This window comes from Streptomyces sp. NPDC007164 (assembly GCF_040634135.1).
GTDB classification, from domain to species: Bacteria; Actinomycetota; Actinomycetes; order Streptomycetales; family Streptomycetaceae; genus Streptomyces; species Streptomyces sanglieri.
In genome coordinates, this window is sequence record NZ_JBEYFB010000014.1 from 63,695 (window position 1) to 82,895 (window position 19,201).

16 protein-coding genes and 3 pseudogenes are annotated in these 19,201 nt (G+C 72.0%); 11 read left to right on the top strand and 8 right to left on the bottom strand.

The genetic code is table 11. The features are described 5' to 3' along the window. Positions 1 to 89: 89 nt before the first annotated feature. The gene (def, locus tag ABZ622_RS19505; RefSeq protein ID WP_360544692.1) at positions 90 to 749 is read right to left on the bottom strand and encodes a peptide deformylase; all 660 of its coding nucleotides are present in this window, start codon (positions 747 to 749) and stop codon (positions 90 to 92) included. A gap of 172 nt (positions 750 to 921) precedes the next feature. Here def and ABZ622_RS19510 point away from each other — a divergent pair, with 172 nt between their 5' ends. Together ABZ622_RS19510 and ABZ622_RS19515 are read left to right on the top strand one after the other, a co-directional pair. Next, complete coding sequence (locus ABZ622_RS19510) at positions 922 to 1,518, top strand: helix-turn-helix domain-containing protein (protein ID WP_360544890.1); 597 nt, start codon at positions 922 to 924, stop codon at positions 1,516 to 1,518. Positions 1,519 to 1,555: 37 nt separating this feature from the next. Beyond that, complete coding sequence (locus ABZ622_RS19515; protein ID WP_360544694.1) at positions 1,556 to 2,062, top strand: DinB family protein; 507 nt, start codon at positions 1,556 to 1,558, stop codon at positions 2,060 to 2,062. 110 nt (positions 2,063 to 2,172) lie between these two features. Here ABZ622_RS19515 and ABZ622_RS19520 read toward each other — a convergent pair. Both ABZ622_RS19520 and ABZ622_RS19525 read right to left on the bottom strand, forming a co-directional pair. Next, positions 2,173 to 3,784 (bottom strand): annotated as a pseudogene (locus ABZ622_RS19520) (polysaccharide deacetylase family protein); the annotation flags it as partial. Further along, positions 3,781 to 4,194, bottom strand: a complete 414-nt coding sequence (locus ABZ622_RS19525) for a hypothetical protein (RefSeq protein WP_360544696.1) — start codon at positions 4,192 to 4,194, stop codon at positions 3,781 to 3,783. The gene ABZ622_RS19525 and the pseudogene ABZ622_RS19520, both read right to left, overlap by 4 nt. 307 nt (positions 4,195 to 4,501) lie before the next feature. On the opposite strand from ABZ622_RS19525, the pseudogene ABZ622_RS19530 reads away from it, so the two are divergent. After that, positions 4,502 to 5,547 (top strand): annotated as a pseudogene (locus tag ABZ622_RS19530) (hydrolase). A gap of 55 nt (positions 5,548 to 5,602) precedes the next feature. Here the strand turns inward: ABZ622_RS19530 and ABZ622_RS19535 are convergent. Next, positions 5,603 to 6,511: a LysR family transcriptional regulator gene (locus tag ABZ622_RS19535; protein WP_360544698.1), complete on the bottom strand. Its 909-nt coding sequence runs from the start codon at positions 6,509 to 6,511 to the stop codon at positions 5,603 to 5,605. A gap of 111 nt (positions 6,512 to 6,622) precedes the next feature. On the opposite strand from ABZ622_RS19535, the gene ABZ622_RS19540 reads away from it, so the two are divergent. Next, positions 6,623 to 7,624: an aldo/keto reductase gene (locus tag ABZ622_RS19540; protein WP_360544700.1), complete on the top strand. Its 1,002-nt coding sequence runs from the start codon at positions 6,623 to 6,625 to the stop codon at positions 7,622 to 7,624. 75 nt (positions 7,625 to 7,699) lie between these two features. Here the strand turns inward: ABZ622_RS19540 and ABZ622_RS19545 are convergent, their stop codons facing one another. Then, positions 7,700 to 9,121 (bottom strand): amidase, encoded by a 1,422-nt coding sequence (locus ABZ622_RS19545; protein WP_360544702.1) that lies wholly within the window; start codon positions 9,119 to 9,121, stop codon positions 7,700 to 7,702. Positions 9,122 to 9,168: 47 nt separating this feature from the next. Here ABZ622_RS19545 and ABZ622_RS19550 point away from each other — a divergent pair, with 47 nt between their 5' ends. The 3 genes and pseudogenes from ABZ622_RS19550 (at position 9,169) to ABZ622_RS19560 (ending at position 11,300) form a co-directional block, all read left to right on the top strand. Continuing rightward, positions 9,169 to 9,816 carry a TetR/AcrR family transcriptional regulator gene (locus ABZ622_RS19550; RefSeq protein ID WP_360544704.1) on the top strand — a complete coding sequence of 216 codons (648 nt, stop codon included), beginning with the start codon at positions 9,169 to 9,171 and terminating at the stop codon, positions 9,814 to 9,816. After that, positions 9,816 to 10,709, top strand: a complete 894-nt coding sequence (locus ABZ622_RS19555) for an alpha/beta hydrolase (RefSeq protein ID WP_360544706.1) — start codon at positions 9,816 to 9,818, stop codon at positions 10,707 to 10,709. Before ABZ622_RS19550 ends, ABZ622_RS19555 begins: the two co-directional genes overlap by 1 nt. Before the next feature lie 116 nt (positions 10,710 to 10,825). Then, positions 10,826 to 11,300: pseudogene (locus ABZ622_RS19560) on the top strand (DinB family protein). A gap of 61 nt (positions 11,301 to 11,361) precedes the next feature. On the opposite strand, the gene ABZ622_RS19565 reads toward ABZ622_RS19560, so the two are convergent. From ABZ622_RS19565 to ABZ622_RS19575, 3 genes are read right to left on the bottom strand one after another with little or no spacing between them, the layout of a single operon-like run. Then, the gene (locus ABZ622_RS19565) at positions 11,362 to 11,769 is read right to left on the bottom strand and encodes a GntR family transcriptional regulator (RefSeq protein WP_266687572.1); all 408 of its coding nucleotides are present in this window, start codon (positions 11,767 to 11,769) and stop codon (positions 11,362 to 11,364) included. Between the two features lie 45 nt (positions 11,770 to 11,814). Further along, the gene (locus ABZ622_RS19570) at positions 11,815 to 12,789 is read right to left on the bottom strand and encodes an ABC transporter permease (RefSeq protein ID WP_360544708.1); all 975 of its coding nucleotides are present in this window, start codon (positions 12,787 to 12,789) and stop codon (positions 11,815 to 11,817) included. Next, positions 12,786 to 13,730 (bottom strand): ABC transporter ATP-binding protein, encoded by a 945-nt coding sequence (locus ABZ622_RS19575; protein ID WP_360544710.1) that lies wholly within the window; start codon positions 13,728 to 13,730, stop codon positions 12,786 to 12,788. The genes ABZ622_RS19570 and ABZ622_RS19575 overlap by 4 nt, the downstream gene beginning before the upstream one ends. A gap of 205 nt (positions 13,731 to 13,935) precedes the next feature. Here ABZ622_RS19575 and ABZ622_RS19580 point away from each other — a divergent pair, with 205 nt between their 5' ends. From ABZ622_RS19580 to ABZ622_RS19595, 4 genes are read left to right on the top strand one after another with little or no spacing between them, the layout of a single operon-like run. Further along, a complete protein-coding gene (locus ABZ622_RS19580) occupies positions 13,936 to 14,769 on the top strand; it encodes a M55 family metallopeptidase (protein ID WP_360544712.1) in 834 nt (277 codons plus the stop codon). Then, the gene (locus ABZ622_RS19585) at positions 14,762 to 16,114 is read left to right on the top strand and encodes a M20/M25/M40 family metallo-hydrolase (RefSeq protein ID WP_360544714.1); all 1,353 of its coding nucleotides are present in this window, start codon (positions 14,762 to 14,764) and stop codon (positions 16,112 to 16,114) included. The genes ABZ622_RS19580 and ABZ622_RS19585 overlap by 8 nt, the downstream gene beginning before the upstream one ends. 21 nt (positions 16,115 to 16,135) lie before the next feature. After that, a complete protein-coding gene (locus ABZ622_RS19590; RefSeq protein WP_360544716.1) occupies positions 16,136 to 18,115 on the top strand; it encodes a prolyl oligopeptidase family serine peptidase in 1,980 nt (659 codons plus the stop codon). Next, on the top strand, positions 18,112 to 19,056 hold the full coding sequence (locus ABZ622_RS19595; RefSeq protein WP_360544718.1) for an LD-carboxypeptidase: 945 nt from the start codon (positions 18,112 to 18,114) through the stop codon (positions 19,054 to 19,056). The genes ABZ622_RS19590 and ABZ622_RS19595 overlap by 4 nt, the downstream gene beginning before the upstream one ends. Positions 19,057 to 19,201: the final 145 nt, after the last annotated feature.

Below are 19,201 nucleotides of genomic sequence, written 5' to 3' on the forward strand. Positions count from 1 at the left end.
GGAACGCCGGAACGCCGGAACGCCGGAACCTCAGAACGCCCGAACGCCGGAACCGTCGACCCTGAGTACGCGCCTGTCGGCGCGATCTCCTACTTGCCCAGCTTCGCGGCCGACGCGGCACGCCGGGCGAAGGTCTCGTCCCGGGCCCCGGCCATCTCCCGCAGAGCCGTTGTGCGTTCCCGCCGGGAGAGCCGGTCCAGGTAGAGGCGGCCGTGCAGGTGGTCCGTCTCGTGCTGGAGGCAGCGGGCGAAGTAGTCCCTGCCCTCGATCACCAGCTGTCTGCCGTCCTTGTCGTGGCCCCGTACGACTGCCCGGTCGAGGCGCGGCACCACGCGGTAGGGGCCGGGAACGGAAAGGCACCCCTCGGATTCGTCGACCAGCCTGCGCTGCTCGGCCGGCACCTCGTCCAGGACGGGATTGGCGATGTGCCCCACGTGGCGCACTCCCCACTCGTCCGTGATGTCCCACACGAACAACTGAAGGTCCACGCCCACCTGGTTGGCGGCCAGCCCGGCGCCCTCCGCCACCTGGTTCGTGGCGAACATGTCGTCGACCAGCTGTGAGAGCTCCGGTGTGCCGAACGCGGTGACCTCCTGGCACCGGCGGCGCAGGATCTCCTCGCCGACGACGGTGATACGGCGCACCGCACCCCGCTCCACCTCCGGCGCGAACCGGGGGAAGGACTCGACGGGTTCGCCCTGTACCCGCACCCGGCGGTCCCGCGAGGTGCCACCGAAACCGACAGCCATGGATCATCAACGCCTTCCACGCATGCCCGAGTCGGCCGGGGAGCACCGGGGCCGACGGCAGGCCACTTGACCGAATGCTTTGCAAAGTAGCAGTCTTTGCAAAGTGAGCGATGAAAACAGGCAAAGCGAGAACAGGCGGGACGACGACAGGCGGGACGAAGACAGGCGGGACGTGGTCCGGAGTCATGAGGACCGACCTGACGCATCCGCGCGACCGTCCTCACAACGGGCCCGGCGCCCGCTCCCGGACCATCCCGTACGCGTCGCCCTGCTGGACCTGCTCGCCGAGGTCGGCACCGTCACGTCCACGCAGGCCGCGGCCCGTCTCGGCCACAGCTCCGGCCTCTGCTCGTTCCATCTGCGCCAGCTCGCCCGGCACGGCCTCATCGAGGAAGTCCCGCACAACGGCGGGCGGGCCCGGCCGTGGCGGCTCCGTTGGGACTCCGCGCACCAGCCGGACGAGGCGGCGCCGGAACAGTTCGACGTACTCGCCCGCGGGCTGGAGGACGAGAGCTACCAGCACTGGCTGGCCCACCGGGACCGGGCGCCCGCCGAGTGGCAGCATGACGAATCCTTCAGCGCCGTGGTTCACCTCACCCCGGCGGAGACGGCCGAACTCGCCGCCTCGATCCGCCTTCTGCTGACCGGCTACCGCGAACGGGACCGGCGGCCCGAAGCGCGCCCGGCGGGCACGGTGGCCGTGGCCGCGGTCACCAGACTCTTCCCTCTGCTGACCGAGCATCCCGCACCGTGGCGCGGGGCGAAATGATGGGGGGCACGGCCGCCGCGGTTGACATGATGACGCGATGCATGACGATCCGAGGAACAGACCTCCGCAGGTGGGCGGCGAGCGTGCCTCGTTGACCGGCTTTCTCCAGTACCAGCGCGAGACCCTGGCCATGAAATGCGCCGGGCTGACCGACGCACAGCTGCGGGAGCCGGCCGTTCCCCCCTCGGACCTGACGCTGCTGGGGCTCGTCCGGCATCTCGCCGAGGTCGAACGATCCTGGTTCCGGCGGGTGTTGAGGGACGAGGTCGCGCCGGCGCATTGGCCGGGGCCGAATCCCGGCGAGTTCGCCGAGTTCGACGTCGCGGACGCCGACACCGAAGAGGCGTTCCGGATCTGGCACGAGGAGTGTGCCCGCTCCCGGGCCGTCGTCGATTCCGCCGAGTCCCTCGATGTCACCGGGAGCCACGGCGACGAGGTGTTCTCGCTGCGCTACATCCTCACGCACATGATCGAGGAGTACGCGCGGCACAACGGCCAGGCGGACCTGATCCGGGAGCGCATCGACGGCGCCACCGGCGAGTAGCAGCCGGACCGCACCACGCGGACCGGCGGTCGCGCAGTTCATGGCAGCAGTCGCGGCCGCCGCTTCGCCGCCAGGTCCTCGACCCAGCCGAACAGGGCCACCGACGCGGCGATGTGCTGCCACGCGCCGATCACGGTGTCGCGGTTGCCGACCTTGGCGTTCCCGGCCACCGCGCCGACCTCCGCGTCGCCGAACGGCTGCACGAGCCGGTGCACGGTGTCGGGTTCGAAGACGGTGTCGCCGTCCATCATCACGACGATGCCGTAACGCGCCTGCCGCACACCGTTGTTGAGCGCCGCAGACTTGCCCGCGTTCTCCTGGCGGACGACCCGTACGTTGGGCAGTCCCAGCGACTCGGCGATCTCGGCGGTGCCGTCGGTCGAACCGTCGTCGACGACGACGATCTCGATCGGATGGGTGCTCGCCGCGAGGGAGCTGAGCGTGTTGGCGATGCACTCCTTCTCGTTGTACGCGGGGACGATCACACTCACCGGTTCCGTGACCTCGGGCCCCCAGGTGAACCGGCCTCCGTTGCGTTGTCGGTGGTGGTGCCGGGCGAGGAGGAACATCAGGCCGAATCTGGCCATCACGGCGATTCCGACCACCACCAGTGCGGCGGCCAGGCCCGGCACGGTCCACTCCGCGACGGCCACCGCGGCGAGGAGGGTGCGGCCCTCCCAGCGGGTGGCGATGTCGGCGGTCCGGTGGGCGGCCTGCTCAGGGTTGCTCTGCCGGGCGTTGTCGGGGGCGGCGGGTCCGGCCGGTGCGCCCCGCGCGTGCTGTGTCGCCCGGGCGCTCGGTTCGGCCTGCGCGTTCGGGGCGCTCCGGGCATTCTGCGTGGCCTGTGTGTTCTGGGCGCCGCTGACCGTGGTGAAGGTGTAGCCCTTCGCCTTCATCTTCTTGATGTACTGCGGCAGCGCCTCAAGGGTCTGGGCCCGGTCGCCGCCGGCGTCGTGGAAGAGCACCGAGGCGCCCTTGCCGTTCTTCGGGGTGGCCCACTTGATGATCTTGCTGACGTCGGGCTTCTGCCAGTCCTCGCTGTCGGTGTCGATGAAGACACTGGTGTAGCCCATGGCGCCGAGCTTCTTGTGGACGGGCCAGCTGTAGTTGTCGATGGCGTCGTTGGTCGAGGAGTACGGGGCGCGGAACAGTGTCGTCGTGATGCCCGCGGCCCCTGCGAGGGCGAGCTGCGTCTGGGCGATCTCACGCGTGACGCGCGCGGAGCTCTGGTACGAGAGGTCGATGTGGGTGAAGGTGTGGACGCCCACCTCGTTGCCGTCGTCCACCGTCCGGCGCACCGTCCGGGTGGCGCGAGATCATCGAGCCGACCAGGAAGAACGTGCCCGGCACGTCGTTGTCGTCCAGGATGTCGAGCACCCGCTGTGTCCACTCGGGGTCGGGGCCGTCGTCGAAGGTCAGCACGATGGTCCTGTCCGGCACCGACCGCGTGCGCGCCGTGCCGCCCTCGAAGCTGAGGAACGGGCCGCCGTCCAGGACGCTCTGCGGAACCTTGCTCGAACCGGCGTCGGAGCGGACCCGCTGGTCGTTTCCGACCTCGGCCCGCAGATAGCCATCGAGCAGCATCACGGAGACGAGTCCGAGCAGCAGCAGAAGGGCGATGACCACCCGTGGCCGGGGAGCGGCCTGCCGGCGGACACGTCCGATCCTGCTCGGTGCGGCGTGCCGTCGCCCGGCCGGGGAGCGGCCGTGGAGCGTGGTCATCGGGCCGCTCCGGTGGCGGAGGCGGAGGGAGAGGAGGCGGACGAGGGCGGCCCGCCCGCTCCGACGCCGGGCCGGGCGCTCGGCGGCGCGCCCTCCGCGCCCGGAGGCATGTTCCCGGCCGGCCCGCCCCGAGAGGCGGGCGCGCCGTCGAAGGGGAGGAGCTGCGAGGGCGACACGGAGATGCCTCCCACGAAGGCGAGCCCGAGCACGGCCGCGTATCCGGCACAGGCGACACCCAGTGCGATGCCCGCACGGCGAAGCACTCTGGCGCGGCGCCCGGTGCTGTCCACGAATACGGGCCCCTCCTGGACCCCGGCTCCCGCCCCGGCACAGGGCTTGGGCGCACCGGCGTGCTTGCGGCGGCGCCCGGACGGCGTCGGGGCGTGCTCGATGGAGGTGACGGATTGCATGTGCGCATGCTGGCGAACGGCGATGTGCGAAGCCTGGGCCATTTCTGGCCGGACGCTGTGGATGGGCGGCCAACCTGTGACGAGCTGAGAGGGAGAGCGCCGCCGCGGCTGTTGCCTGCGCCCGTCCCGCGTACTCAAATAGCGCTGCTGCACCGTGACTTGACCATGGTCGACGTCGTTCTCCGGCCTCCGGCCAGGATTTCCTGTGAGTGGGAGCAGTGCGGGCACGTGAGAGGTTTTCGGTGTGTTCCGGTCCCTTTTCGTTGCCGTTTCCGGAAAACCCTTCACGAGAGCAGATGCAAACACCATGCGGATTTCACCGAAGCGTTCGCCCGATGGCAGGGCAGGGCGCGGGCGGCGTGTCGCCCCGGCCGTCGCCGGGCTGCTCGCCCTCGGACTCGTCTGCTCCGCCTGCTCGACCGGCGCGGTGGCGGACCAGGACCGGGGCGCTCGCGAGGCCCCCGGCCCCGGCGCCGCCGCGGCCACCACGGCGTACACCCCGTACGTCAGCGCCACGACCGCCGCCGACACGGACCCGGCCGGTTCCCCCGACACGTACAACCTGGCCTTCGTCGTAGCCGACGGCGAGGTCTGCACCCCGTTGTGGGGCGGCACCGCGGAGGCCGCCGACCGGGCGGTGGCCTCGCGGATCGCCGGACTCACCGCGACCGGCGCGGACGTCCGGGTCTCCTTCGGGGGGCCGCGGGGAACGAGCGCGCAGCCACCTGCGACAGTGCCCAGGAACTGGCCGACGCCTACGCGAAGGCGCTTGACGCGGTCGGCACGGACAAGGCCGACTTCGACATCGAGGGCGACGCGCTCACCGACCGGGCGTCGATCACCCGCCGCGACCGGGCGCTGCACCTCCTCCAGAAGGAGCGGGACCTCGATGTCACGTACACACTGCCCGTGATGCCGGACGGCCTGGAGACGACCGGGACCGCTCTGCTGAGCGACGCCGTGGAACGGGGCGTCGACGTGTCCGCCGTGAACATCATGGCGATGAACTACAGCTCCTCGTACGACGGTGACATGAGCGACTACGCGCAGCAGGCCGCCGATGCGGCCCACGGCCAGCTCACCGACGTACTGGGCCTGTCGGACGCCGCGGCCTGGCGGGCGCTGCACATCACCGTGATGATCGGCGTCAACGACGTGGCGGGGGAGACGTTCACCCGCGCCGACGCGGTGTCCCTGCGCGCCTTCGCCGAACGCAGGGGAGTCGGCGCGCTCTCCCAGTGGGCCACCTTCCGCGACCAGGAGTGCGCGGACGGGAACTCCTCGAAGGCCGACGACACGTGCAGCGGGGTCGCACAGCAGGCGGGAGCGTTCGCGAAGGCGCTGGGCGGATGACCACGGGCACCGCCCCCGGCACCGCTCATCGCATCGCCCCCGGCACCGCCCACCGTCACGGTGCGGCAGTGCCGCCGCTCGCGCCGTCGCTTCGGAGCAGCGTCATCAGCTCCCGGGCGCCGGGGCTCTGGTCCTGGGCCGCCGGGAGCACCACGACGCTCTCGTAGCAAGGCTGCTGCGGCCCTTCGAGGCCCACCGTCACCAGCCCCCGGGCCTCGGGCTTGCGGGAGAAATGATGCGGCACCAGCGCGATGCCCAGCCCCTCGTGCACCAGCTCCAGCAGACTGTGCACGTCATTCACCTCCAGCCCCACCGTGCGCCGCACCCCCGCCAGGCCGAACGCCCCGTCCGCCGCCCGCCGCGGACCCCAGTCCGGGTGGAAGTCGATGAAGGACTCCCCGGACAGTTCACGCCAGGCGACGCGCTCCGCCGCCGCGAACCGGTGCCCCGGCGCGCAGAGCACGACCATGGGCTCGCGCGCCAGCGGAATGAGATCGCCGCGCCACTCGTCGCCGCCGACCGTCGCGGCGAAGGCGGCGTCGAGCCGCCCGCCGGCCACCCCGTCCACCAGGCTCGTGGTGCCCTCCTGGCGGAGCCGGATCTCCATCAGCGGATGCTTGCGGTGGAAGGCCGCCAGCAGACGCGGCAGACGCACCCCCGGCACGCACTGCTCCACGCCCACCGACAGGGTGCCGCGCAACAGCCCCCGCACCGCGTCGACGGCGGCCCGCGCGGCCCGTGCCCCCGCCAGCGTCCGCTCGGCCTCCACCAGCAACGCGTGCCCCGCCTCCGTCAGCCGCACGCTGCGCGTGGTGCGGCTGAACAGCGGCGTCCTGAGCTCGTGTTCCAGGGCCCGGACGGAGGCGGAGAGCCCGGACTGCGACACGGCGAGGCGCTCGGCGGCACGGGTGAAGTGCTGTTCCTCGGCGACGGCGACGAAGTGTTCCAGCTGACGCAGCTCCATGATTGAGAAATATAGGCGCTGAATCCCAGCAGAATCTTCTGTTGGACCGCTGGATCGTTGTCGGCCAACCTGGAGCTGCGAACCGCACCCGCCCTCTTCCGTGGAGCCCGCATGTACCTTCCGTCCGCCGACCGCTACCAGACCATGCCCTACCGGCGCGCCGGACGCAGCGGACTGCTGCTTCCCGCGCTCTCCCTCGGCCTGTGGCACAACTTCGGCAGCGACAGGACGCCGGAGACCCAGGGACGGATCCTGCGGCGGGCCTTCGATCTCGGCATCACCCACTTCGACCTCGCCAACAACTACGGACCGCCGCCCGGCGCCGCGGAGTCGGCGATGGGGCGGGCACTGAGGACGGACTTCGCCGGGCTCCGGGACGAGCTGGTCATCTCGACCAAGGCGGGCTACCTGATGTGGGACGGCCCGTACGGGGAGTGGGGGTCCAGGAAGAACCTGCTCTCGTCGCTGGACCGGAGCCTCACCCGGCTCGGCCTCGACCATGTCGACATCTTCTACTCGCACCGTCCCGACCCCGACACCCCGCTCGAAGAGACGATGGGCGCGCTGGACTCGGCGGTGCGTCAGGGCAAGGCGCTGTACGTCGGCATCTCCAACTACTCGCCGGAGCAGACCCGTCAAGCCGCCCGGATCCTCGACGAGCTGGGTACGCCGCTGCTCATCCACCAGCCGCGCTACTCGATGCTGGACCGCGGTGTCGAGGACGGTCTGCTCACGGCGCTCGACGAGCTGGGCACCGGATCGATCGCCTACTCGCCGCTGGAGCAGGGCATCCTCTCCGACCGCTATCTGCGCGGCATCCCGGAAGGCTCGCGCGCCGCGGGCAGCAGCCCCTTCCTGACCCCCGAAGCGGTCACCTCGGAGCTGGTGGACCGGCTGCGGGCGCTCGACGAAGTGGCTTCCGCGCGCGGGCAGTCCCTCGCGCAGCTGGCGCTCGCGTGGGTGCTGCGGGGCGGCCGGGTCACCTCCGCCGTGGTCGGGGCGAGCAGCGTCGCCCAGTTGGAGAACAGCGTCGAGACGGTCCGGCACCTGGACTTCGCCGACGAGGAGCTGGCCCGGATCGAGGAGATCCTCAAGGGGCGGGCCACCGGCTGAGCCGCCCGGCGCCTCCGGGTCCCCGGACGTCGCCGGGAGTCGGGGTGGCGAGGTGATCGTCGCCACCCCGAATACTCATGCGGGGGTGGCCCGGGGCAGGCCGCCATAGCGGTGGGCCCACGGCAGGGCCTCCTCAAGGGCGGCCGATACGCCGAGCAGCAGGTCCTCGCGGCCCCAACCGGCCGTGAGCGAGACCCCGAGCGGAAGGCCCCCCGAACTCCAGCCCAGCGGAAGGCTGATGGCCGGGAAGCCGGTGGCGTTCGCCAGGACGGTGTTGCCGGTGAACGCGGTCATCGCGGCCAGCTCCGCCGCCGGGTCGGCGTCGTCGCGGAGCCGGCCGACGAGCGTCGGCGGGGTGGTCACGGTCGGGGTGATCACCACGTCCGCGTTCGCGTAGTCGAGTGCCCAGGCGCGGGCGCGGGCCTGGACCACACCGATCGAGGCGGCCAGCTCGGCCGAGCTGAACTCCTGTGCCCGGGACCGGAGATGGCGGACGATCGGGCGCAGCGACGACTCGTCGAACGACATGGTCCTGGACCCGACCAGCGCCGTGAACATCACCTGGAAACCCTCGGTCAGCTCGGGGTCCGGTGCCTGGTCCCGGATGAACACGTCGTGCCCGAGGCCCGCCAGCGTACGGGCGGTGAGCTCCGCGGCGGCGGCGACCTCGGGGTGCACGGGCGAGCCGGAGACCGACCCCTGGGCGAGTGCGATCCGCAGCCTCGGCACGGGTGCGTCGCAGGCGCGCTCGTAGCTGTCGGCCCGGGGCGGATGCACGGTACCGGCGCCGGTACGGCTGGTCAGCGCGTCGAGGAACGCGGCGGTGTCGCGGACAGTGCGGGCGAGCGGCCCGCGCACGGAGAGTCCCATCCCGTCATTGCCGTTCGGCCCCGCGGTGACCAGGCCGCGGCTGGGCTTGAGCCCGACCACCCCGCAGGCGCTCGCGGGGGAGCGCACCGAGCCCGCGGTGTCGCTGCCCTGCGCGATCGGCACCAGCAGCGCACCGACCGCCGCCGCCGCGCCGCCACTGCTGCCGGCCGCGCTCCGGGTGAGGTCGAACGGGCTGCGGGCCGGACCGGACACCTCGGGCTCGGTGTAGCAGGCGGCCCCGAACTCGGGCACGGTGGTCTTGCCGAGGCTGATCAGCCCGGCATCCGACATGACGTCGACGATCTCGTCGTTGTGCTCGGGAATCCAGTCGCGGAACAGCGCGGAGCCCAGCGTGGTGCGTACGCCCGCGGTGGCCTCCAGGTCCTTGACCGCGGTGGGCACGCCGAACAGACGCGGCAGGCCGGCGCGATCCGTCGTGCGCAGTACGCGTTCGGCCCCGGCCGCCGCGATGCGGGCCCGGTCGGCCGACACGGTGGTGAACGCCCCCACCCGGTCGCCGTCCGACATCCGGGCCAGCAGATGATCCACGACTTCGACGGGCCCCGTCCCGCCGCTCTCGTAGGCGGCGGCCAGCTCCAGAGCCGTGAGGTCGTGCAACTCCGTCATGCGCGCTCCCATTGAAGTTTCGTTACGTGTATCGATATGGTGCGGTCATGGTGGTCGAGAAGGCAAGCACTCCAAAGAACGGCCGTCCCCGGGCGGTCACGCTCGACGCGGTCCTGGACGCGGCGACCGAGCTGGCCGACGACCGGGGGCTGGACGCCGTGACCTTCCGCGCGCTGGCCGACCGACTGGGTGTGTCACCGATGGCGATCCACCGCACGACGGGCGGTATCGACGCGCTCCAGCACGCGCTGGTGTCCCGGATCGTCGGCGAGGTGACCCGGTCGGTGGACTGGCCGGACGACTGGCGCGGCATCGTCCGGCTGTTCGCCGACACGCTCCACGACCTGCTCATGCGGCACCCCGTCATCCTGGAGGCGCACCGCCGCGCCTCCCTGGTCGGGCCCGGCGCCGACGACGTCGCGTACCGGGTCGTGGCGGCGCTGCGCAGCGCCGGTCTCGGCGAGGAGTCCGCCGCGTACGCCTACGGCACCCTGCACGACTTCGTCACCGGACACGTGGCGATCCGGCTCGGCCGCGGTGATCTGGAACTGGTCCAGCTCCCACCGGAGCGCCGGGCCGCGTCGGTGTTCGCGGACCACCACGACTACGACCGCAGGTTCTCCTTCGGCCTCGACTTCGTCATCGGCGGGATCGCCGCCGCTGCCGCCACCCCCGTACCCCACGAGGAGCAGTGATGACCCCCTCCCCGCCGGACCTGCCGAAGACGCCGGAGACGGACCTGCCGCAGACGCACCGCCTGACGGCCCCGGGCGGGCGCCGCATCGCGTACTGCTCGTACGGCGATCCCGCAGCCCCGCCCGTGGTCGTGCTCCACGGCACGCCCGGCAGCCGCTACGAGGGCCTCGCCCTGCGGCAGGCGGCGGAGGACGTCGGCCTGCACCTGGTCTTCCCGGACCGTCCGGGCTACGGCGAGACCGACCCCGTACCCGGTCGCGGCTTCCACCGCTGGAACGACGACTTCGTGGCCCTGCTCGACCACCTCGGCCACGAGCGGGCCACGCTGGTGGCGATCTCCGGCGGCGGCGGGTACGCGCTCTCGGCGGCCCAGAAGCACCCCGGCCGGGTCACGAGGCTGATCCTCGCCTGCGCCGCCGTCCCCGGAGCTCCCGGCTCGGCATACGCGCGCCGGATCCCGCTGGTCAAGTGGATGAACCGGATCGTCGTCTGGGCCCCGGCGCTCGCCCGGCCGATGCTCGCCGGGAAGGGGATCTTCAAGAAGACGAGGAACGAACCGAACCTCGACGCCTGGCCCCGCTCCGACCGGCTGATCATGACCACCCCCGCCTTCCGGGCGCTGTCCGAGGTGGACACCAAGGAGGGCCAGCGCCAGGGCGTGGACGGGGTCATCACCGACCTCGCCGGCTACTTCCGCCCGCTGCCGGACCCGCTGGGCTCGGTCTCCGTACCGACCCTGTTCATCCACGGCGAGGCGGACGGCAACGTCCCCATCGAGGTGGCGCGCTGGGCGCACGCACAGATGCCCGGCTCCGAGCTGCGCACCATCCCCGAGGGCGGCCACCTGTTCCTGCTCGCGGACCCGGAACCGCTTCTGCGGGAACTGACCTGAGCGGTGAGCGCGCCGGTGTGAGGATGGCCGCCATGACATGGACGGCACCTCGCATCGAACGCGCGACGGCCGACGGCGACCAGCTGAACGTTCCGAGCACCGCGGACGAGCGGGCGATGCTGGAGGGCTGGCTCCGCTGGCACCGGGAGACCCTGCTCACCAAGTGCGCCGGGCTCACCGCCGCACAGCTCGCGCACACCACGGCCGAGCCGTCGGGCCTCACCCTGCTCGGGCTGGTGCGGCACCTCGCGGAGATCGAACGCTGGTGGTTCCGGCGGAGCTTCGCGGGTGAGCCGATCGGCGATGTCTTCACCGCCCCCGGCGACGGCGACGAAGGGCTCGAAGGGGTCGACGCCGCCCACGCCGAGCGCGACTTCGCCGCCTACCGGGCCGAGGTCGATGCGTGCCGGGCCGCCGTGGCGGGGCGGGGTCTCGACGAGACCCTTCGTGTCGGCCACCCGCGGCCGGACCGTCAGCCTGCGCTGGGTGTTCCTGGTGATGATCCAGGAGTACGCCCGTCACAACGGCCACGCGGACCTGCTGCGCGAGCGGACCGACGGTGCCACGGGCGACTACCCCGCACCGCGATGACAGCGGCCGGCCCCACCGGGGACCGGCCGCTGCTCGTCCGTGCGGCGCACGGCGCCGCCCCTCAGCCGGCGTCCGCCCCGCCCGGATACACGGCCGCGAAGGCCGACCGGAAGAGGGCGTCCACCTCCGGGCCGCTGAGGCCCTGCGCCCGCGCCTCGTTCAGCCACTCGGCGAGCGAGGCGCGCAAGGGGGAGTCGGGGCCCGACTGGGGCGGGACCAGGGAACGGGTGATGAAGGTGCCCGCCCCCTGCCGGACCTCGGCGAGCCCCGCGCGCTCCAGCTCGCGGTACGCCTTGAGGGTGGTGTTCGGGTTGACCTTGGTCTCGGCCGCCACCTGAGCCGCCGTGGGCAGCCGGTCCCCCTCCTCCAGGGCGCCCATACGCAGCGCCTGTTCGACCTGCCGCACGATCTGGAGGTACGTCGCCACTCCGCTGCGCCGGTCGATGCGGAACACGACCACTGCCTTCACCTCCCGTTCGACTGCCGAAACCCTGTGTACCTGCGTCGGCAGGTCCTAGAGGGGCCGACGGGACACCCGCCACAGGACGAACGCGGTGAGCACGACGGTACCCGCGAGCAGGATGCCCGCCCCGGTCCACTGCATGGCCGGCATCTGGTCGAAGCCGAGGTACTCGTACACATTGTTGACGATGCCGTGCTCCTTGACGCACGCGTCGGAGGCCGCCTCGGTCTCCTTGGCGCACAGGCCCCAGCCGTAGAGATGGCCGTCGGCGGAACCGATCCAGCGGTCCACCTCCCACGACTCGTCGAGCCGGGCGGGCATGTCCGCGTCGAGCGGGTAGCGGATCGTGCGGGTCGGGGCGAGGTGGACGAGCATCTCGTCCCAGAAGACCCCGGCGGCCCCGGCGAACACGAACGTGATCGCCATGGACATCAGGACGCGGCGGACCAGCACACCGATGGTGATGCCGGCGGCGGTCATGAAGAGGCAGAGCGCGGGGAGCACCGGACCGGTGGCATCGAAGACCGCCCCGTCCGACCACTGGCTGGGAAACACCGAACGGTAGGGCTTCCACCACCAGGTGAACAGCGCCGAGAGCACCGCGGTGGTCAGGAGCACCGCCGCGTAGATCCAGGCGAACTTCGTCGCCACCCAGCGCAAGCGTGACACCGACTGGGTGGTCACGAGCTGCGCGGTGCCCTGTTCCTGATCCCCCGCGACGAGCGGGGCGCCGACGAAGACGGCGAGGATCAGCGGCAGCCCGCCCAGCGCGGTGAGGACAAGCCCCACACCGTCCGAGTCGAACGACGGCTGCGCCAGTTCTTTCCCCGGCCAGCCGGCGGCGTCCAGGACGTCCTTCATCTGGCCGCGCTCGTAGACGAGCCAGATCGCGCCGAGGACCGTCACGGCGAGCAGGCTGAGCAGCGCGGCCCGGTGCTGGCGCGCGACGAGCCAGCTCAGCCCGCGCAGCATGCGGAGCCGGGGGGTGCGCCCGGTCCGGGGCGCGTCGGTCAGGGTGGTGCTCATGAGGTGTGGCTCCCTTCGGCCTCGATACGGGCACCGGGCGTGAACAGCGGGGGCGCGTCCGGCGCGCGGAGATGCGCCAGCAGCACCTCCTCCAGGCTCGGTTCGGCGACCACCCAGTCGCCCGACAGCGGGCCGTTCGGGCGGATCAGCGCGTGGAACTGCCGGCCCTGGACGCGGTACTCGATCACGGTGTGCGGTGCCAGCGCGGCGGCCGGATCCCCGTCCGTGGCGAGCCCGGTCACCAGCGCGTGCGCCGGGACGAGCGCGTCCGCGTCACCGGCCATCCGGATCCTGCCGTCCGCGAGGACGAGCAGGTAGTCGCACATGTCCTCCAGCTCGGAGAGCATGTGGGAGGACATCACCACCGTCGTTCCGCGCTCGACGGCCTCCGACATCAGCAGGGCGCTCATGTCGTGACGGGCCAGCGGGTCGAGGTCGGACATCGGCTCGTCGAGCAGCAGCAGATCGGGCCGCTTGCCGAAGGCCAGCGCGAACGCGACCCGGGTGCGCTGGCCACCGGAGAGGGTGCCGACCCGCGCGCCCATCGGCACCTGGCCGGACCGCACGATCCGTTCCGCCGCGGCCATGTCCCAGCCGGGGTTGAGCTCGGCTCCCATGCGCAGCGTCTCGGCCACGGTGAACCGCTTGAACAGCGGCTTGTCCTGGCCGAGGAACGCGAACTTCGGCATGGCCCCGGGGTCGTCCACCGGCACGCCGAAGATCCGCAGGTCACCTCCCGTGGGCTGCACCTGGCGGGTCGTGATCCCCAGCAGCGTGCTCTTTCCCGCTCCGTTGGGGCCGACGAGACCGCAGATCCGGCCGGCCGGCAGCCGGAACGAGACGTCCTGCAGCGCCCAGCCGCGACGGTAGCGCTTACCCAGTCCGCGGGCCTCCAGGGCCCAGGCTCCGGACCCGCCGTCCGGAGTGATTGCGTCTGCCATGCACCCAGCCTCAATTCCATTAGTCAATTAATGGAATCATGGTCTGGGGTAGTGGAAAGTGTCAAGGCGGGCCGGGGGCCGCCCCGGGGGAGTGTCCGTGATGCGGCTGTTCGGGGTGTGCGTCGCACTCTCTTCGGTGGACTGGACCATTGAACGTCTCCGAGGCTCTGGCCTGGCGGTTCTCGGGCGCGTAGCGTGACCCGGCATGAAGATCCTGATCAGCGCGGACATGGAAGGCGCCACCGGCGTGACCTGGCCGGCCGATGTGCTGCCGGGCACTGCGCAATGGGAGCGGTGCCGTTCCATGTTCACCTCCGACGTGAACGCGGCGGCGCTCGGCTTCTACGACGGCGGCGCCGACGAAGTCCTCGTCAACGAGGCCCACTGGTCGATGCGCAATCTCCTGCTGGAGCGGCTCGACGACCGCGTCCAGATGCTCACCGGCAGACACAAGTCCCTCTCCATGGTCGAGGGAATCCAGCACGGTGACGTCGACGCCATCGCGTTCGTCGGCTACCACACGGGTGCCGGTGCGAAGGGCGTGCTCGCGCACACCTATCTCGCCAACTCCATCACCGGGGTCTGGCTCAACGGCGCCCGCGCGAGCGAGGGTCTGCTCAACGCGCACGTCGTGGCCGAGTACGGGGTGCCCGTCGTCCTCGTCACCGGCGACGACCTGACCTGCGTGGACGCCGAGGGGTACGCGCCCCGGGCCCGCAAGGTCGCGGTCAAGGACTACGTGTCGCGGTACGCGGCGGTGTGCCGCACCCCGGCCCGTACCGCGGCCGATATCCGGGCCGCCGCGAAGGACGCAGCCGCGCTCGCCGTGCGGCACACACCGGTGGAGGGCGGACCCTTCACCGTGGAGCTGGAGTTCGACGCCGAACACCTGGCCCAGGCGGCCACCGTCGTCCCCGGCGTGGCCCCCAGTGGCGAACGGCGCGTCGCCTACACCAGCGCGACGATGTACGAAGGTATCCGCACGTTCAAGGCGGTGACGACGATCGTGTCGTCCGCCGTGGAGGAACAGTATGGCTGAGGCGACCCACCCCCAGCAGAGTGCCGGCGGCGTCGACCGGCAGGCGCTCGACGAATCGGTGACGTTCACCTCCGAACTGATCCGGATCGACACCACCAACCGCGGCGGCGGCGACTGCCGCGAACGCCCGGCCGCCGAGTACGTCGCCGAACGGCTGGCCGGCGCCGGACTGGAACCCATCCTGCTGGAACGTACCCCCGAACGTACCAACGTGGTCGCCCGGATTCCCGGCACCGACCCGTCCGCCGACGCCCTGCTCGTCCACGGCCACCTCGACGTGGTCCCCGCCGAGGCCGCCGACTGGTCCGTGCACCCCTTCTCCGGCGAGGTCCGCGACGGCGTCGTCTGGGGGCGCGGCGCCATCGACATGAAGAACATGGACGCGATGGTCCTGGCCGTCGTACGCGCCTGGGCACGGGCCGGCGTCCGGCCCCGCCGCGACATCGTGATCGCGTACACCGCCGACGAGGAGGCCAGCGCCGACGACGGCTCGGGCTTCCTCGCCGACCGGCACGCCGAACTCTTCGAGGGCTGCACGGAGGGGATCAGCGAATCCGGCGCCTTCACCTTCCACGCCGGACCGGACCTGCCGCTCTACCCGATCGCCGCGGGCGAACGCGGCACCGGCTGGCTGAAGCTCACCACACACGGCAAGGCCGGGCACGGCTCCAAGGTCAACAAGGACAACGCGGTCAGCGCGCTCGCCGCGGCCGTCGCCAGGATCGGCGAGCACGAATGGCCCGTCCGGCTCACCCCGACGGTCCGTGCCGCGCTCACCGAGATCGCCGCACTGCACGGCATACACCCCGACCTGGACGCCCCCGGCTTCGACGTCGACGAACTCCTCGGCAAGCTCGGCCCCGCCGCCGACCTGGTCGCGCCGACCGTCCGCAACAGCTCCAACCCGACCATGCTGGAGGCCGGGTACAAGGTCAACGTGATCCCGGGCCACGCCACCGCATTCGTCGACGGCCGGATGGTGCCCGGCGGCGAGGACGAGTTCCACGCCACCCTGGACCGGCTGACCGGCCCCGACGTCGACTGGGAGTTCCACCACCGTGAGGTCCCGCTCCAGGCCCCGGTCGACTCGCCGACCTTCGCGAAGCTGCGCGCCGCGATCGAACACTTCGACCCGGCCGGCCATGTCGTCCCGTACTGCATGTCGGGCGGCACCGACGCCAAGCAGTTCTCCCGGCTCGGCATCACCGGCTACGGCTTCTCACCGCTGAAGCTGCCCGTCGGATTCGACTACCAGGCGCTGTTCCACGGCGTCGACGAACGCGTACCCGTCGAGGCCCTGCACTTCGGCGTCCGGGTCCTCGACCACTACCTGCGTACTGCCTGACCGCTACAGGGGGAATCGATCATGCTGCCCACCGGGGCTCACGGAACCTGGCCGTCGCCGATCGACGCCGCGCTCGCCGCCTCCCACGACGGGCGCCCGGAGTACGTCGGCACCGTCGGCGAGGAGGTGTGGTGGACGGAGCCGCGCCCGGCCGAGGCCGGCCGCCGCGCCCTGGTCCGCCGCCGGGCGGACGGAAGCACCGAAAGCGTGCTGCCCGCCCCGTGGAACGTACGGAGCCGGGTCATCGAGTACGGCGGAGTGCCCTGGGCCGGGACCGCGCGGACCGAGGGCGGCCCACTGATCGTCTTCGTCCACTTCGCCGACCAGCGGCTGTACGCCTACGCCCCCGACGGGCCCGGCGAACCCGTACCGCTCACCCCGGCCCCGGCCACCGCCGGCGGGCTGCGCTGGGCCGACCCGCAGCTCCACCCGGACCGGGGCGAAGTCTGGTGCGTCCTGGAGGAGTTCACCGGCGAGGACCCCAGCGATCTGCGCCGGGTGATCGCCGCCGTACCCCTGGACGGCTCGGCCGCCGACGACCGCACCGCGGTCCGCGAACTCACCGACGACAGCCGCCGGTTCGTCACCGGACCCAAGCTCTCGCCCGACGGACGGCAGGCGGCCTGGATCGCCTGGGACCACCCCCGGATGCCGTGGGACGGCACCGAGGTGATGCTCGCGGACGTGGCCGGGGACGGGACCTTCCACCGCCCCCGCTCCTTCGCCGGCGGCCCCGAGGAATCGGTGACGCAGATCGAGTGGGACGCCGACGGACAACTGCTCCTGGCCGGCGACCACAGCGGCTGGTGGAACCTCTACCGGGCCGACCCGGACCGGGGCGCCATCCCTCTCTGCCCCCGCGAGCAGGAGTTCGCCGGACCGCTCTGGAAGATCGGGCTCAGCTGGTTCCGGCCGCTGGACAACGGCCTGATCGCCACCATCCACGGCAAGGGCACCACCACGCTCGGCATTCTCGACCCGCAGACCGGCGAACTCGTGGACGTCGCCGGGCCCTGGACCGAATGGGCCGAGACGCTCGCCGTGTACGGCAGCCGGGTCATCGGCGTCGCCGCGAGCCCGTACAGCTCCTACGAGGTGGTGGAGCTGGACACCGCGACCGGACGCACCCGCGTCATCGGGTCACCGCACAAGGACGCCGTCGACCCCGCGTACTACCCGCGCCCCGAGGAACGCACCTTCACCGGGCCCGACGGACGCGAGATCCACGCCCACGTCTACCCGCCCCGCAGCCCCGACCGGACCGGCCCCGAGGACGAGCGCCCGCCCTACGTCGTCTGGGCGCACGGCGGCCCCACCGGGCACGCCGCACTCGTACTCGACCTGGAGATCGCCTACTTCACCTCGCGCGGCATCGGCGTCGCCGAGGTCAACTACGGCGGCTCCACCGGCTACGGCAGGGCCTACCGCAACCGGCTGCGCGAACAGTGGGGCGTCGTCGATGTCGAGGACTGCGCGGCCGTCGCCGCGGCGCTGGCCGACGAGGGCACCGCCGACCGGCAGCGGCTCGCCGTCCGGGGCGGCAGCGCCGGCGGCTGGACCACCGCCGCCTCACTGACCGGCACCGATGTCTACGCCTGCGGGACGATCATCTACCCCATCCTGGACCTGACCGGCTGGGGAACCGACGAGACCCACGACTTCGAATCGCGGTACCTGGAGTCGCTGGTGGGCCCGCTCGCCGAGGTCCCCGAGCGCTACCGCGAACGCTCGCCGGTCAGCCGCACCGACCGGCTGACCACGCCCTTCCTGTTGCTCCAGGGACTGGACGACCCGATCTGCCCGCCCGTCCAGTGCGAACGGTTCCTGGCCGCGCTCGACGGACGCGGCATCCCGCACGCCTACCTCACCTTCGAGGGCGAGGGACACGGGTTCCGGCGCGCCGACACCATGATCCGCGCCCTGGAGGCCGAACTCTCCCTGTACGCCCAGACCTTCGGGATCGACCGGACCGATGTGCCGCGGCTGGAGCTGAAGAAGTGACCCTCGCACCACTGACCCGCCCGGCCCGGCTGCGCCCGGGGGCCAGGGTCGCCGTCGTGTCACCGAGCGGGCCGGTGCCCGCCGACCGCCTCGATCCGGGCCTGGACATCCTGCGCGGCTGGGGCCTGGACCCCGTCGAGGCACCGCACGCCCGCGACGTGCATCCGGAGCTGGACTACCTCGGCGGTACGGACGAGGCGCGGGCCAGGGATCTCCAGGAGGCCTGGTGCGACCCGGCGGTGGACGCGGTGATCTGCGCCCGGGGCGGGTACGGCGTCCAGCGGATGGTCGACCTGGTCGACTGGGCGGCGATGCGCGCGGCCGGACCCAAGGTGTTCGTCGGCTACAGCGACATCACCGTGCTCCACGAGGCGTTCGCCCTGCGCACGGGAATCGCCACCCTGCACGGCCCGATGACCGGCACCGAGACCTTCCTCAAGGACCCGGACACGCAGGAGTCCCTGCGGGCCGCCCTGTTCGAGCCCGACTCGGTACGCACTCTCGGCCTGCCCACGGCACGGGCGCTGGTCCCCGGCCGGGCCCGCGGGATCACCTACGGCGGCTGTGTGAGCCTGCTCGCCGCCGAACTCGGCACCCCGCACGCGAGGGCATCGGCCCGGGGCGGGCTGCTGGTGATCGAGGACACCACCGAGGACCCGTACAGCATCGACCGCATCCTCACCCAGCTGCTGCGGGCCGGGGCGCTCGACGGGATCGCGGGAGTGGCCTGCGGCTCCTGGGCGGGCTGCGGTCCGTACGAGGAGGTGCGGGCCGTGCTCGCCGACCGGCTGGGACCGCTGGGCGTACCCGTCGTCGAGGAGCTGGGCTTCGGGCACGGCCCGACCGCGCTCACCATCCCGCTCGGCGTGCCGGCCGTGCTGGACGCCCCGGCCGACGGCGGCCCCGCCACTCTGACGGCCGAGGTGCCGGCACTGCTCTGAACGGGCCCGAACGGTAAAGAAGTTGAGCAACGTTCACGAAACACCCCTCCCAGCGTTGACATCGCTAGGACGCGTGTCACAGCATGAGCGCGGTCCGTTACTTACCGGTTGGTAAGTCGCCCTCGGTGTGGAGGTCTTCGTGTCG